This is a genomic window from Flavobacterium sp. XN-5 (assembly GCF_008033395.2).
Lineage (GTDB): Bacteria > Bacteroidota > Bacteroidia > Flavobacteriales > Flavobacteriaceae > Flavobacterium > Flavobacterium hiemivividum.
This window is the reverse complement of record NZ_VOGZ02000012.1, coordinates 21,455-36,063: the sequence shown is the minus strand read 5'-3', so window position 1 is coordinate 36,063 and position 14,609 is coordinate 21,455. Positions and strand designations below refer to the sequence as shown.

Here is a 14,609-nt window from a genome sequence, read left to right as displayed (position 1 = left end):
TAAAATTTAAACGGAAGTATTATGCCAAGTTAGGCGGAGGGGAAAATATAGTTGCCGCAATCTTATCGTGTTTCGATAGATTTTCGGATAAGATCAGACTTGATCTATTGTGTTCTAATGCTAGTAATCCAAGATCTAAATTGCTGTAATAATTAAAAACTTTCACCTCTTTTGGGGTGTGTTCTTCTTCGGATAAACTATAAAAAATAGAAGTGTCGCATGATTTATCTATCATCCCCACAACTGCGGGAGTTGATAGAAAAGCTATAAATATGAATAAAAAAATGCGAGCTATTATTTTCATAATTGCAAAAGTAAGATTAAATAAATAAAATTGAAACTTCGATAAAAAAATTTGCGAAAATTTAACATTAGTAAAAAGCCAAAATAATACTCATAGTACTACTATGGCTTTCGTTTTATTTTAAAGGACGGGAGCTTCATTATTCCTCTAGCCAAGCCTGCATCATCCATATTGTTTTCTCTTGCTCAGCAATAAAGTCGCTCATCATTGCATTAGAACCTTCGTCATTAACTTCTGCTGATTTATTGAGAATTTCTCTTTCTATCGTTAGTAAGTGAGATAATGAATTTACAATCAGTTGAACCGCTTTTTCATCATTTGAAATATTTTTACCAACTGTCAATTTATTATGTTTTATGTAGTCCTCAAATGTATGCAGTGGAGTTCCTCCTAACGTTAAAACACGTTCGGCGATCATATCAATCTTTAACTGCGAGTCATTATATAGTTCTTCGAATTTTACATGCAAATCAAAAAAACGTTTTCCACGGATGTTCCAATGAATTCCTCTTAAGTTCTGATAATAAACTTGATAATTGGATAATAAGGAGTTCAATTCACCTATTATTACTTCTGTTTCTTTAACGGGTAGACCTAAAATATTTGTTTTCATGATTTTAATTTTAACAAAGGAATGAAGAAATTCACAGAAAGCACTATAAATTAAATTGATTGTTTTTATATTTACATCGTAAAATACTATCAAAAATGACAATCACTCAATTAAAATACGTCTTAGCAGTTGCTGAGCATAAAAATTTCACTTTAGCTGCAGAAAAATGTTTTGTTACCCAACCCACTTTAAGCATGCAAATTCAAAAAATCGAAGAAGAATTAAGCATCTTGATATTTGATCGCTCGAAAAAACCCATTCAACTTACTGATATTGGGCAAAAAATTGTGAATCAAGCTAAAAATATTGTCAATGAAGCAGATCGAATTCACGATATAGTTGAACAACAAAAAGGATTTGTGGGCGGTGAATTCAGATTAGGAATAATTCCGACAATTATGCCAACTCTGCTTCCTATGTTTTTAAACAACTTTATAAAGAAATATCCAAAAGTTAAGCTGATTATAGAAGAATTAAATACGGATGAAATTATAACTAAACTTAATAATGGTCATCTCGATGCCGCAATCGCGGCCACTCCGTTGATGGAGGAAAAAATTAAGGAAATAGTTTTATATTTTGAACCATTTGTAGCATACATTCCCGAAAGTCATCATCAATTTAAAAAAGAAGAAATTTCGATTTCAGATTTAAATATAGATGAAATTCTTTTATTGCAAGATGGCCACTGTTTTAGAGATGGAATTTTGAATTTATGTAAAAATAATCCAAAAAATGAATCTAGCCATTTTCAAATAGAAAGCGGCAGTTTTGAAACATTGATAAAATTAGCTGATGAAGGACTAGGGACAACGCTCCTTCCCTATTTACATACCTTAGATCTAAAAGAAGCTGATAAAATAAAATTACGCCATTTTGTAGAACCTAAACCAGCTCGCGAAGTAAGCTTGGTTTTTCCAAAAAGTGAATTGAAAATGCATATAATTGATGCTTTGCGCACGAGTATCGCCGGAGTTATCAAAGGAGCTATTGTTTTCCAAAACGTACAAATTATAAGCCCGTTGAAAAGCAAATAGACAAAAAAAGAGGCTATTCTTGTGGAATAGCCTCTTTAATATATTATGAGTTTACTTTTAATACACATTGTTTTAATTCTGGTTTTTCTATAATATAATGAAATAACCATTCTTGTAATTGTTCTATCTCGTAGGGCAATAGTGTTTTGATGGCTTTTTCTAATTCTTTGCAAAAAAGTATCGGGTCGAAACTCACTCTTTCTAGTATTGATTTTGCGTAATCAAACGTTATTTTAGACATAATAATTTGAGAATTTATGGTTAAACTAATTTTGAACTTAGCGTAAAAATACATCTTTTAAAACAACCTCTTATCTATTTAACGTTTAATTTACATTATTAGTATGAGGTCTTGAAATAATAATGGAAATATAAATTATTCTAATTTACTGGCACGAAACATCTCTCTTTTTCCCGGTGGACCTGCCAGTTTTTCGACTTTAAAACCTACTTCGATCATACTCCTTTTCACTACCCCACGAGCTGCATAAGTAACTAATGTCCCATTAGACTTCAGTGCGTTATACATTTTTTGGAAAATAGCCGTGCTCCAAAGCTCTGGCTGCACACGATAGCCAAAAGCATCAAAATAAATCAAATCGAATAGATCCAAGTCATTAATTTCTTCGAAAAACTGCTTTCTTTTAGTTATAGTAAAATTATCACTAACATCAACCTCTTCTTCCCAATTGCATTGATGCATTTTTTCGAAAATACCTTTGTGATCTCCAGCATTCAACTCCTCCACATAATTCATAGAAACTAATTCCTCAGCAGATATTGGATAAGCTTCTACTCCTACATAATCGATTGATTGATTCATTTTCTTTCCTTCTAGAAAAGTAATAAAAGCATTCAAACCCGTCCCGAAACCAATTTCTAAAATAGAAATGGTTTTATTTTGAAATAAGGATAATCCGTTATTAATAAAAACATGTTGCGCTTCTTGAATTGCACCATGCTTAGAATGATAACATTCATCCCATTCCTTAATTTGTATGGTAGTAGAACCATCAAGTGTATGTATAATTTCTCTTTTCAAAATAGTATTTTTGAAGCTATTATTAATTTATACTTTTCGTATTGGGTCAAAATTAGTAAAATCTACAATAGTTCATTCAAAAAGCGCTCTTTATTATGTATTTCATAGAAAACACAAGCTTTTTATTTGATTTTTATACTTGCAAATAAATCAATATTTAAAGCTATAATTATTGAAGTTTTGACAAGAAATTCGTTGTTTTTTATTTAATTTTGCATGAATCAGAGTTTAATTTACATATAAAGTATGCTTTAGACGATTGATTAGACTATTTCCAACTTTAAAATAAAAACAACATAATATTATGAGCACAACTCACACTGGCAAAATTGATATCATAAAAGCAGCGGCTTCTAAAATCAATGAAGTAGATTTTGAAAATTTAAGCTTTGGTTCAGTATTCACTGATCATTTACTTGAATGTGATTTTATAAATGGAGAATGGCAAAAACCGGTCATTAAACCGTATGCACCATTTTTGCTAGATCCTTCTGCTAGAGTTTTTCATTATGGTCAAGCCATTTTTGAAGGGATGAAAGCATATAAAGATGATAGTGATGACATTTGGCTTTTTAGACCTGATGAAAACTTCAAAAGATTCAATAACTCAGCAGTAAGAATGGCGATGCCAGAAGTTCCTGAAGATGTTTTTATGAATGGTCTAAATGAACTATTGAGGTTAGATGAAGCTTGGATTAAAAAAGGAAAAGGAAATACATTATATATCAGACCGTTTTTAATTGCTACTGGTCAAGGAGTAATTGCAAATCCATCTGACGATTACAAGTTTATGGTTATTTTATCGCCAGCAAAATCATATTATTCTGGAGAAGTAAAAGTATTAATTGCAGAGCATTTTAGTAGAGCTGCAAACGGTGGAATTGGAGCTGCAAAGGCTGCAGGAAACTACGCTGCTCAGTTTTACCCAACTAGCTTAGCAAACGCAGCAGGATTTCAACAAGTAATCTGGACAGATGATGCAACACATACAAAACTTGAAGAAGCGGGTACTATGAATGTGTTTTTTAGAATAAATGACACTTTATATACTGCTCCTACAAGTGAGAGAATCCTTGATGGTATTACTAGAAAAAGCCTTATTGACATGGCTAAAAAAGAAGGTATTACAGTTGAAGTGCGCCCAGTTTTAGTTTCAGAGCTTGTTGAAGCATCTAAAAATGGTACTCTAAAAGAAATATTTGGTGCAGGTACTGCAGCAGTAGTTAACCCGATTATTGGATTTTCTTATAAAGAAGTGTATTATGAATTACCAAAAATTGAAAATTCATATGCGTCTCAACTTAAAGATAAATTAACGAACATACAACACAAACTAGCCGAAGACACCTTTGGCTGGACTGTAAAAGTATAGTTCATATTCTATTATTTAGACGGTACAACTTTAAATATAAAAGCGATTTCCATAATTGGAAATCGCTTTTGTATTATATCTTATTTATTCACGGATTAAGGCTTTATTTGCCGTTGATAAAAAACCAGCAACTATATACAAGAACGAAAGAAACTTTGTTATTCTCCCAAAATTTTAGAGAAATTGGGTTTGAAATAATTTGGTCCCTTCATTACTTTTCCATCTTCACGATAGATAGGATTACCTTCGGCGTCTAATTTACTCATATTACTACGCTGAATTTCATCAAAAACCGCTTCTATTTTATCTTGTAACCCATGTTCTATGATCGTTCCACATAGGATATACATCATATCGCCTAAGGCATCTGCTATTTCTACCAAATCATTATTTTGAACAGCTTCCAGATATTCTTCATTTTCTTCCTTCATCAAATGATAACGTAACATTTTCTTATTTTCTCCCAAATCAGCGACTGGAGTTTCACTATGTCCAATCTTAAATGCCGTGTGAAATTCTTTAACTGAATCGATTTGTTTTCGCATAATTATATTTGATTAAATGAGGGTACAAATTAGCAACTTATTCTAAACAATTGATTAAATTTGCACAAAATAATTCAAACGTATGTTTAGTCAAGGACAATTAATATTTGCAGGCTTTTTTTTTATTGCTTTTGTTATAGCAATGATATTTGCTTATCGAAAAGATATAAAAATTCATCAAGAGTTTTACAAAGGCAACTACAAAGTATTATTAGCTTTCGTATTTTTTATTGGGATGCTATTTGTAATAAAAGTGTTTTTTAAGCGCTAATTTTAGTTCGAAAAAATGCTCGCTTTTCAGCGAACAGTATTTTGCCCATTCTGCTTTTTTAAGATCTGAAAATATTTTTTAATAGTACACTATTATTATTGAATAGGAATTTGGTTTTATTTCAAAAGACAGACTACTTCCTTCGAAATCTGTTCCACAAGATTTCACAAAATCCTATTTTACATAGATATTATTGCTACAGACGACACATTCTCACATTGCAAACCAATGTTAATTACTGGAATGTTAAGCTACAATTCACTTTATTCAGTAACTATTTTCGCTCCCTCATTAATAAACCGTAATATTACATTTAGAATCAATATGTTCAAATAATAGTATTCGAATTAAAAGATAATTGAAGAAAAATACTCCGCAGAATTTCTGTACAATTTTCATAATTTCTTTATGATTCGTCCTACATATTAATAAAAATTCTAACTTTACAACTGAATTCAACCAATAGATTATGCGTATTTTAAAATATATATTTCTCTTGTTATTACTTAGTATAGTAGCCTTGTCTATTTTTATTGCCACACAAAAAGGTGAATTTACTATCGAAAGAAGCAAAATTATCAATTCACCAAAATCAGCTGTATTTAACTACGTGAACGATTATAGAAACTGGGCCGACTTCGGTTCCTGGACTGCCGAAGATCCAGAAATGAAAGTTCTATATCCAGGAGTAACTATTGGTAAAGGCGCATCCTATTCTTGGGAAGGAAAAGATGGTACTGGTGAAATGCGCACTTCGTTTGTAAAAGAAAATGATAGTATTGCTCAAAAAATGAATTTCAACGGAACCAATTCATCCGTTTTCTGGACTTTTAAAGATACCATTGGCGGAACAAACGTCAGATGGAAAACTAAGGGGAACATGAGCTTTCTTTTTAAAGTCTATACTGCTTTAAACGGCGGAGTTGACAAGGTTATTGGAAGCATGTATGAAAAAAGCTTAGCTAACTTAGACAAGGCACTTGATTATGAAATAAATACATTTTCGGTAAAAGAAAACGGGCTAGTAAAAAAACCTCAAACTTTTTATTTGGCTCAAACTTTCACAAGTGAATTATCAAAAGTTAATAAAAATGCTAAAATTGTTGTTCCAACTATCGTCGCTTTTTGTGAACAAAATGACATTTCTGTAAATGGAAAGCCATTTGTAATTTATCACACCTATGATATCGCAAAAGGATTGGCAAAAATTTCAATTTGCGTTCCTATTAAAAAGGAAATTTATATTAGTCCTGGAAGTGATATCGTTTCTGGAAAACTAGACGCATCTGAAGGAGCGAAAACAACTTTAACTGGCGATTATTCGCATATCAATAAGGCATATCAAAAAGCGGTGGACTTTGTCAATAAAAACCAATTAACTCCAGATCCTCAACTTTCACATATCCAGATTTATTTGAATGGTAAAAACGAAATAAAAAACCCTTCTAAATGGGTTACTGAAGTTTACATCCCGATTTTACCGAAAATTATTATACCGGTAAAAACGTATGTTCCAGTTCCTGCTAAACCTACTACTACCGCACCAGTAGCGCCTATAACTGCAATAACTCCAGTAAAAATAGACAAACCTACGGTGAAACCTACTCCATCAAAAAAATCACCGACCACTAAAACCACAGAAGAATTGCCTTCTGAATTCTAGTTTTTTTTTTCGTAGCTAATTAAACCTTCTTACCCAATATCAATCTAACCTATAAACTATCGCTTTGCAGGAAGAAGAGGAATTTATTCAGCAATTATTGAACCCCACGACACAAAACGAGGCGTTCCAAAAACTCCTATTAACCTATCAAAAGCCACTTTATAATCACATTCGAAATATCATTTTGAATCATGATGATACAGATGATGTGTTGCAAAATACCTTTATTAAAGTTTATCAAAATTTAAGTAAATTTAAAGGAGAAAGCAAACTGTTTTCGTGGATGTATCGTATTGCTACAAATGAAGCACTTACATTTTTAAATCAAAAAGCTAAAAGAGGAGGAATCTCATCTGAGACATTACAGAATAAAACAATTGACAATCTTACATCTGACAGCCATTTTGATGGCGATGAACTTCAAGTAAAATTGCAAAAAGCGATTATTACCCTTCCTGAAAAACAACAATTGGTTTTTAAGATGAAATATTTTGAAGAACTAAAATACGAACAAATATCAGAAATATTAGGGACTTCAGTTGGTGCATTGAAAGCTTCCTACCATCATGCGGTAAAAAAAATTGAAGCATTTGTAACTTCAAATTAAACCTTTTGACTAAAATTAAGTCCTATACATGTTATGAAAGAATTTAAATTAGAAAACGAACCTAAAATTGAATCTGGATTTAAAACTCCAGAACTGTACTTTGAAAATTTTTCAAAGAACCTCATGCAGCAATTACCTGAAAAAGAACCAAAGGTGATTTCTCTTTTTCAAAAGAATAAAAAGGTTTTCATGATGGTTGCCGCGGTTTTAACTATTTCCTTGCTAGTTCCTGTAGTCTACAATAATAGCATCAATGCAAATAGTAATGAGATAGACGCAATAGCATTGGAAAATTACCTAAGTTATCAATCTAATATTAATCAATATGAATTAATTAATGGTCTAGAGGCTGATGAAATCGATAATATTAAAACAACAGTAGTTCTAGAAAATGCAACTATTGAAGACATATTAGCAACTAATGGTAATTTAGAACTCCTTATGCTAGAATAAACTTTGTAGAAAATTATAATAAAAAATATAAAAATGAACATTAAACAAATAATCCCATTTCTATTGTTGTTGACCTCCTTTAATTTTTATGGTCAAGATGCAGGAATGAAAGATAAAAAAGAGCAAATCAAAACACTAAAAGTGGCTTTTTTAACTACCGAATTAGACTTAACAACTCGTGAGGCAGAAAAATTTTGGCCTATCTACAACACCTTTGATGATAAGCAATTTGAGATAAGACATCAAAAAATGCGAGCATTTAAAAGCCGCATGAGCGATAGCGCTTTCAATAATATGACTGAAAAAGAAGCAAATGCACTACTTACACAAATGGACAGTGCAGATGAAGAATTATATTTATTACGAAAAAAATTCACAAAGAATTTGAGAGAAGTGATGAGCGCTAAAAAGATCATAAAACTTAAAAAATCTGAAGAAGATTTTAATAGAAAATTATTGCATCAATACAGAGCGTCAAAAAAATAACACTAGATTAAAATAAAACTACTACCCTATCCATACATCGACGTATGAGATAGGGTTTTATTTTATAAAATTAATACGTATCATTTTATTTTTACCAGCTGCAATTGCAGTATGATTATCTAAGAATCTAATGGTCAATAGACTCGGATCAGTAGTTAACTGCCTCCATGAATTTCCTCCATCAGCGGAATAATATAGTCCTGATGCACCAACAGTAACTAATGATTTTCCATTACTACCTGGAACATATTGTACACAAGAAGCATATCCAAAAGCCATGTTCTCTGAAACTAATTCCCATGTTTTACCACCGTCCTCAGTTCTAGCTTTATTTCCGAAATTTTGATTAAGAGATTCATAATCGCCTCCAGCTATAAATCCGCTTTTCGAGTCATAAAAATCAGCAGTGAAAATTCCAGCCATTGCTTTTCCTTGCACAATGGGTGTGTCAAATACTTCCCAATTATTTCCCTTGTCAGCAGAATAGAATACTCTCGCTTTTTTACCTCCAGAAACGATCCACGTATCATTTCCCTTTATCACAATATTAGTATTACTTGCAGCAAAAGCAGCCTCACCATCAACGATTTTTGGTGATTTACCAGAAGATACTTTATTCCATGAGTTACCGCCATCTCTAGTTATAATTATCGAAAGATGATCTGTAATAGGATCTCCCATTGCAATTCCTTCGTTTTTATTCCAAAATTTCATGCTGTCGTAAAAAACTTTCTCATTATTTTCTTGATACACTAATGTTGTTTCTAAATTCTCCTTATTCACTTTATAAAGTAAACCTGGATTAGCAACGCTCAACAAAAATATATTTTTTGGTGTTTGTGCAATACTTCTAAATTCTAACGTTAAAGTATCCTTAGAGATTTTGCTTTCAAATTTTTTGTTTTTTTCCAAATCAAAAAAACCAAATCTTGAATTATTTGCTGCGTACCAAATTTTATTTCCATCTACGGTAATAGCTCTAATACTGATATTATCTTGAAATAAAGTATCAATTTTTACTGTTTTAAAAACAACGGCATCATCAACGGCATCTTTATATTTTACTGTTTTGCATGAATTTAAAAACACAAAACCCAATGCCATTAAAAAAATATTTCTCATTTGAATCCTTTTATTTAAAGCTAATTTACAATTTAATATAGTAATAGCAAACGGCACAAAAACTAATTGGCACAATAATTGAATATTAGACTATTGTTGAATAAAAACAAACATACTATGAAAACTAAACTATTAATATTAAGCCTGATGACCTCGGTTTTTATAGTGCAAGCGCAAGATAGAAACAGGGTTTATGCATCTAACAATGAAATTAGTGATAATTTAGATTTGAGAGCCGTTGCTGATATTTTTGGAGATTCAAGAAATCTTCAGGATTTTGAAAGACAACTAAATGACCCTGAACTTCAAATCTCTAATTTAGATTTAAATAACGATAACGAAGTAGATTATTTACGAGTGATTGAAACTGTAGAAAATAGAACTCACGTAGTTATAATTCAATCTGTGCTTGATCGTGATGTTTATCAAGACGTTGCAACAATCGAAATCGAAAAAGATCGATATAATAAAATTCACCTACAAGTTGTGGGAAATGAATATATGTATGGTCCAAACTACATTTACGAGCCCATATATTATAGAACTCCAGTTATTTATGCTTCTTTCTGGTCTTATAATTACAGACCTTATGTGTCAAACTGGTATTGGAACTTTTACCCCTCGTACTATTATGCCTGGAATCCATTCCCTGTATATAGATATCGAAATAACATACAAGTTAGCTTAAACATATACAATAACTATAATTATGTGAACTACAGAAGAAGTAATCAAGCAGTAGTTCTTTACAATTCAAGACGTTCAAATGGGTATGAAAGACAATATCCGAACAATAATTTTACGAGAAGAAATGCTACTGTTTCAAATCGATATGAATTAGAGCAAAGAAGAGGAAATCGTAATACAGGATCTCGAAGTGAAGTTGGTAATTCTCAAAACAGAAACCAATCTTCAAGGGATGTTGCTTCTAGAAGAAGCGATAGCCAAAGAGCTAATTCTCAAAACAGAACTAGTCCATCAAGAGAAACTACCACACAAAGAGCAGGAAATCAAAGGGACTATTCTCAAAATAGAAGTACTACTTCAAGAGAAAGTGTTCCACAAAGAACTGAATCACAAAGAAGCAACTCGCAAAACCGTGCTGTTCAGTCAAGAGAAAGTGCTCCACAAACAACTCAAACGCAAAGAGACTATTCTCAAAACAGATCAAACCCATCAAGAGAAAATGCACAAAAAAGAACTGAAACGCAAAGAAACTATTCTGAGAATAGAAATACTTCTGCTAGAGAATCTGCTCCACAAAGAGTTGAATCGCAAAGAAGCAACTCTCAAAGTCGAGCTACTCAATCTAGAGAAAGTGCACCACAAAGAACTCAAACGCAAAGAGATTATTCTGAAAACAGAGCTAACACTTCTAGAGAAAGTGCTCCTCAAAGAGCTCAAGTACAAAGAGGAAATTCTCAAAAGAGTGCTCCACAACGAACAGAATCAAGCAGAGACAACTCTAGCAGAGGAGGTAATAGAGGATCATAAAAAAAGTTAAATAAAGTAGTTTTAAACACGGTCAAATGGCCGTGTTTTTTTTATGTCTTTTTTGAATTAAACAGCACTAATCTATTTAAAAAGAGTAAATTTGCCGAGTTTTTTAGATATAAAATATGGACACATCGCATAAAAACCTGCATTCAAAATTATCGTTTGGTGGTTTATTGATTTCGTTGGGAATAATATATGGAGATATTGGGACATCCCCTTTATATGTTATGAAAGCCATCCTTGGTGATGGAATAATTAATGCCGATATTGTTTTGGGAGGGGTTTCAGCAGTCTTTTGGACACTTACTTTGCAAACTACCATAAAATACGTGATCATAACGTTGGGTGCTGATAACCACGGCGAAGGTGGGATTTTTGCCTTGTATGCCTTAGTAAAGAAAACAAAAATAAAATGGCTCATTGTCCCCGCAATCATTGGTGGTAGTGCCTTACTGGCCGATGGAATTATTACTCCGCCTATTTCTGTTTCTTCGGCAATTGAAGGGATCAAAACGTATTACCCTCAAATAAATACCATACCTATTGTTATAGGAATTCTATTTGTTTTGTTTAGCATTCAACAATTTGGATCAAAATTAGTCGGGAAATTCTTTGCTCCTATGATGCTAATTTGGTTTTCAATGCTAGGAATCCTTGGTGTAATCCAAATAACAAAGTATCCTGAAGTCTTCAAAGCATTCAACCCTTACTATGCCTACAATCTTTTATCTGCTCATCCGGATGGATTTTTTGTGCTGGGTTTTGTATTTCTATGTACTACTGGAGCCGAAGCATTGTATTCAGACATGGGACATTGTGGAAGAAAAAACATTCGAATCAGTTGGATATTTGTAAAAAGTGCACTGGTCTTGAACTACTTCGGACAAGCCGCTTTTTTAATCCATCATGAAGGTGCAACTTTACAAACATTGGGGGGATCAAACGGCAATCCGTTCTATCTCATCATGGCCGACTGGTTCCAGCCCATCGGAATTGTAATCGCTACTCTTGCTGCGGTTATCGCCTCTCAAGCGCTTATTAGCGGTTCATTTACTTTGATAAATGAAGCGATGCGATTGAATTTTTGGCCAAAAGTAAAAATAAAATATCCCACAGAATTAAAAGGTCAATTATACATCCCGTCCATCAACTGGCTGTTATTTTTTGGATGTGTTGGAATCGTTTTACATTTTGAGGAATCCGGAAATATGGAACACGCTTATGGTCTAGCGATAATTTTATGCATGATAATGACCACTATTTTACTCAACTTCTATTTAATCATGAAAAGAGTGAAATTATATTTTATCGTCCCTCTAATAACTATCTATTTGGCTATTGAATTTAGTTTTTTGGCAGCCAATATCACTAAATTTGCCGAAGGTGGTTATGTAACGCTTATCATTGCTATGATGCTAATATCAGTGATGACTATCTGGTTCTTAGCTAAAAAAATAAGCAAGAGTTATACAAAAATTGTAAAAATTGAAGATTATAAAAAGGTATTGAAAGAATTAGGAGCTGATCTTACAATTCCAAAATATGCGACGCACTTAGTTTATATGACCAATGCAAATCGTGTGAACGAAATTGAAGAAAAAGTAATGTATTCTATTTTACAAAAGAGACCCAAAAGAGCAGACATCTATTGGTTTGTGCATGTCAACATTTTAAGTGAACCTTACAGAACTGATTATAAGGTAACCGAAATCATGAAAGACGACTTGTATCGCGTCGATTTCAATCTAGGATTTAGAGAACCTACAAAAATAAACCTGATGTTCAGAGAGGTAATCAGAGACATGGTAAAAAAAGGGGAAGTCGACATCACCAGCCGATATGAATCCTTGAACAAAAACAATATTATCGGAGATTTCAAATTTGTATTATCTGAAAAATTCCTTTCTAATGACAGTGATTTAAGATGGCATGAAAAAATAATTATGAACTCCTATTTCATGATAAAAAAATTAAGCCTGTCTGAAGAAGGCGCTTTTGGTCTAGACAGTAGTTCTGTGAAAATCGAGAAATTCCCGATGGTTCTTCATGCTCCAGAAAAAATGTGTTTAACACGGATTAAATAAGTATTTATTCAACTAAATTTCAAAAACACTGCTAGTTTAGCGGTGTTTTTTTTTAATTGAAAAATATTAAATCAACAATCATTATTTAAAATTTAACTTTCGGTCAATTAATAGTACCTTTGCACCTCAATTAATTAAAATGAGATTACACAGAAATTTAGTTTATACTACCATTGATTCCCTAAATGCAATATTTAACGAAGGGGAATATGCTGATAAAGTGGTTGCGAGAGCCTTAAAAAAAGACAAACGTTGGGGAAGCTCTGATAGAAAATTTGTTGCCGAAACGATCTACGAAGTAGTTCGATGGAAAAGATTATATGCTGAGATTGCAGAAGTAAAGGAGCCTTTCGACAGAGACAATCTGTGGAGAATGTTTGCTGTATGGGCAGTTTTAAGAGGCTATCCTATTCCAGATTGGCGTCAGCTAGAAGGAACTCCTGAAAGAAAAATAAAAGGGCGCTTTGATGAATTATCAAAAGTTAGAGCCTTAAAAGAGTCTATTCCAGATTGGATGGACGAAGTAGGTGTAAAAGAATTAGGAGAAAAAGTTTGGGCAAAGGAAATTACTGCTCAAAACCAACCTGCAAAAGTTATCCTAAGAGTTAATACACTAAAAACTACAAAAGCAGAATTAAGAGCGATTTTAATGGATTTAGACATTGATACTGATCCACTTAAAGACCAACCCGATGCTTTAGTCCTTAAAGAAAGAGCTAACGTTTTTATGACAGACGCTTTTAAGAAAGGTTTCTTTGAAGTACAAGATGCAAACTCGCAACTTGTAGCTGCTTTTCTTGATGTTAAACCAGGAATGCGCGTAGTAGATACTTGTGCAGGTGCAGGTGGTAAAACGTTGCATATTGCTGCGTTAATGGAAAACAAAGGACAGTTAATTGCTATGGATTTATACGAAAGTAAATTAAAGCAATTAAAAATAAGAGCCAAACGTGACGGCGCATTCAACATTGAATACCGCATCATTGATAGTACGAAAGTAATCAAGAAATTGCACCAAAGAGCTGATCGTGTATTGATTGACGCGCCTTGTAGTGGACTTGGAGTTCTTAAAAGAAATCCTGATGCTAAATGGAAATTACAACCTGAATTCATTGACAATATTCGTAAAGTACAGGCCGAAGTTTTAGAAAGCTATTCTAAAATTGTAAAACCAGGTGGGAAATTAGTTTATGCTACATGTTCTATATTACCATCTGAAAACCAAGAGCAAGTATCTAAGTTCTTAACTACTGACATTGGAAAAGAATTCAACTTTGTTAAAGATCAAAAAATTCTAGCTTCAGATTCTGGTTTTGATGGATTTTACATGGCGCTTTTAGAAAGAAAAGAAGAAGCAGTAAAACCAAAAGAAGTAAAAGCTGCAAAAGAAAAAGCAGAAGAATAATAAGAGCATAGAAAATAGATTTTAGACTCACTACTAGTCAAAAAAAAAAGCCTCGAAATAGTACTTACTACTTTCGAGGTTTTTTTTATAGCAGAAAACAAACTAATC

16 protein-coding genes are annotated in these 14,609 nt (G+C 32.5%); 10 read left to right on the top strand and 6 right to left on the bottom strand.

Translation table 11 applies throughout. The annotated features are described in order from the left end of the window. Window positions 1-19: 19 nt before the first annotated feature. Entirely contained in the window at window positions 20-304 is a 285-nt protein-coding gene (locus FQU23_RS15450) for a hypothetical protein (RefSeq protein ID WP_132111046.1), read from the bottom strand. Between the two features lie 139 nt (window positions 305-443). After that, on the bottom strand, window positions 444-917 hold the full coding sequence (locus tag FQU23_RS15445) for a Dps family protein (RefSeq protein ID WP_147674639.1): 474 nt from the start codon (window positions 915-917) through the stop codon (window positions 444-446). 95 nt (window positions 918-1,012) lie between these two features. Here FQU23_RS15445 and FQU23_RS15440 point away from each other — a divergent pair, with 95 nt between their 5' ends. Further along, on the top strand, window positions 1,013-1,954 hold the full coding sequence (locus FQU23_RS15440; RefSeq protein ID WP_147674638.1) for a LysR substrate-binding domain-containing protein: 942 nt from the start codon (window positions 1,013-1,015) through the stop codon (window positions 1,952-1,954). A gap of 43 nt (window positions 1,955-1,997) precedes the next feature. Here FQU23_RS15440 and FQU23_RS15435 read toward each other — a convergent pair whose 3' ends face one another. Both FQU23_RS15435 and mnmD read right to left on the bottom strand, forming a co-directional pair. Next, complete coding sequence (locus FQU23_RS15435) at window positions 1,998-2,195, bottom strand: hypothetical protein (protein WP_132111052.1); 198 nt, start codon at window positions 2,193-2,195, stop codon at window positions 1,998-2,000. Between the two features lie 135 nt (window positions 2,196-2,330). After that, window positions 2,331-2,996, bottom strand: a complete 666-nt coding sequence (gene mnmD / locus FQU23_RS15430) for a tRNA (5-methylaminomethyl-2-thiouridine)(34)-methyltransferase MnmD (RefSeq protein ID WP_147674637.1) — start codon at window positions 2,994-2,996, stop codon at window positions 2,331-2,333. A gap of 304 nt (window positions 2,997-3,300) precedes the next feature. Here mnmD and FQU23_RS15425 point away from each other — a divergent pair, with 304 nt between their 5' ends. After that, a complete protein-coding gene (locus FQU23_RS15425) occupies window positions 3,301-4,368 on the top strand; it encodes a branched-chain amino acid aminotransferase (protein ID WP_147674636.1) in 1,068 nt (355 codons plus the stop codon). A gap of 158 nt (window positions 4,369-4,526) precedes the next feature. Here FQU23_RS15425 and FQU23_RS15420 read toward each other — a convergent pair whose 3' ends face one another. Then, window positions 4,527-4,913 (bottom strand): nucleoside triphosphate pyrophosphohydrolase family protein, encoded by a 387-nt coding sequence (locus FQU23_RS15420; protein WP_147674635.1) that lies wholly within the window; start codon window positions 4,911-4,913, stop codon window positions 4,527-4,529. An 82-nt stretch (window positions 4,914-4,995) separates the two neighbouring features. Between FQU23_RS15420 and FQU23_RS16275 the strand changes: the two genes are divergently transcribed. The 5 genes from FQU23_RS16275 to FQU23_RS15395 all read left to right on the top strand — a co-directional run bounded on the left by FQU23_RS16275 (window position 4,996) and on the right by FQU23_RS15395 (window position 8,393). Beyond that, a complete protein-coding gene (locus tag FQU23_RS16275; RefSeq protein ID WP_147674634.1) occupies window positions 4,996-5,184 on the top strand; it encodes a hypothetical protein in 189 nt (62 codons plus the stop codon). Window positions 5,185-5,653: 469 nt separating this feature from the next. After that, window positions 5,654-6,847 carry an SRPBCC family protein gene (locus tag FQU23_RS15410; protein ID WP_147674633.1) on the top strand — a complete coding sequence of 398 codons (1,194 nt, stop codon included), beginning with the start codon at window positions 5,654-5,656 and terminating at the stop codon, window positions 6,845-6,847. Between the two features lie 64 nt (window positions 6,848-6,911). Continuing rightward, window positions 6,912-7,454, top strand: coding sequence for an RNA polymerase sigma factor (locus FQU23_RS15405; protein ID WP_147674632.1), 543 nt, complete (start codon window positions 6,912-6,914; stop codon window positions 7,452-7,454). Window positions 7,455-7,487: 33 nt separating this feature from the next. Continuing rightward, window positions 7,488-7,907, top strand: a complete 420-nt coding sequence (locus FQU23_RS15400) for a hypothetical protein (RefSeq protein WP_147674631.1) — start codon at window positions 7,488-7,490, stop codon at window positions 7,905-7,907. Window positions 7,908-7,940: 33 nt separating this feature from the next. Next, window positions 7,941-8,393 (top strand): sensor of ECF-type sigma factor, encoded by a 453-nt coding sequence (locus tag FQU23_RS15395; RefSeq protein WP_147674630.1) that lies wholly within the window; start codon window positions 7,941-7,943, stop codon window positions 8,391-8,393. A gap of 57 nt (window positions 8,394-8,450) precedes the next feature. Here FQU23_RS15395 and FQU23_RS15390 read toward each other — a convergent pair whose 3' ends face one another. Then, window positions 8,451-9,515: a WD40/YVTN/BNR-like repeat-containing protein gene (locus tag FQU23_RS15390; RefSeq protein ID WP_147674629.1), complete on the bottom strand. Its 1,065-nt coding sequence runs from the start codon at window positions 9,513-9,515 to the stop codon at window positions 8,451-8,453. 117 nt (window positions 9,516-9,632) lie between these two features. On the opposite strand from FQU23_RS15390, the gene FQU23_RS15385 reads away from it, so the two are divergent. From FQU23_RS15385 to FQU23_RS15375, 3 genes are all read left to right on the top strand, one after another. Continuing rightward, window positions 9,633-11,009 (top strand): hypothetical protein, encoded by a 1,377-nt coding sequence (locus FQU23_RS15385; RefSeq protein ID WP_147674628.1) that lies wholly within the window; start codon window positions 9,633-9,635, stop codon window positions 11,007-11,009. 125 nt (window positions 11,010-11,134) lie between these two features. Next, a complete protein-coding gene (locus FQU23_RS15380; RefSeq protein WP_147674627.1) occupies window positions 11,135-13,096 on the top strand; it encodes a KUP/HAK/KT family potassium transporter in 1,962 nt (653 codons plus the stop codon). 139 nt (window positions 13,097-13,235) lie between these two features. Then, entirely contained in the window at window positions 13,236-14,501 is a 1,266-nt protein-coding gene (locus tag FQU23_RS15375) for an RsmB/NOP family class I SAM-dependent RNA methyltransferase (RefSeq protein WP_147674626.1), read from the top strand. The last annotated feature ends 108 nt before the right edge of the window (window positions 14,502-14,609 follow it).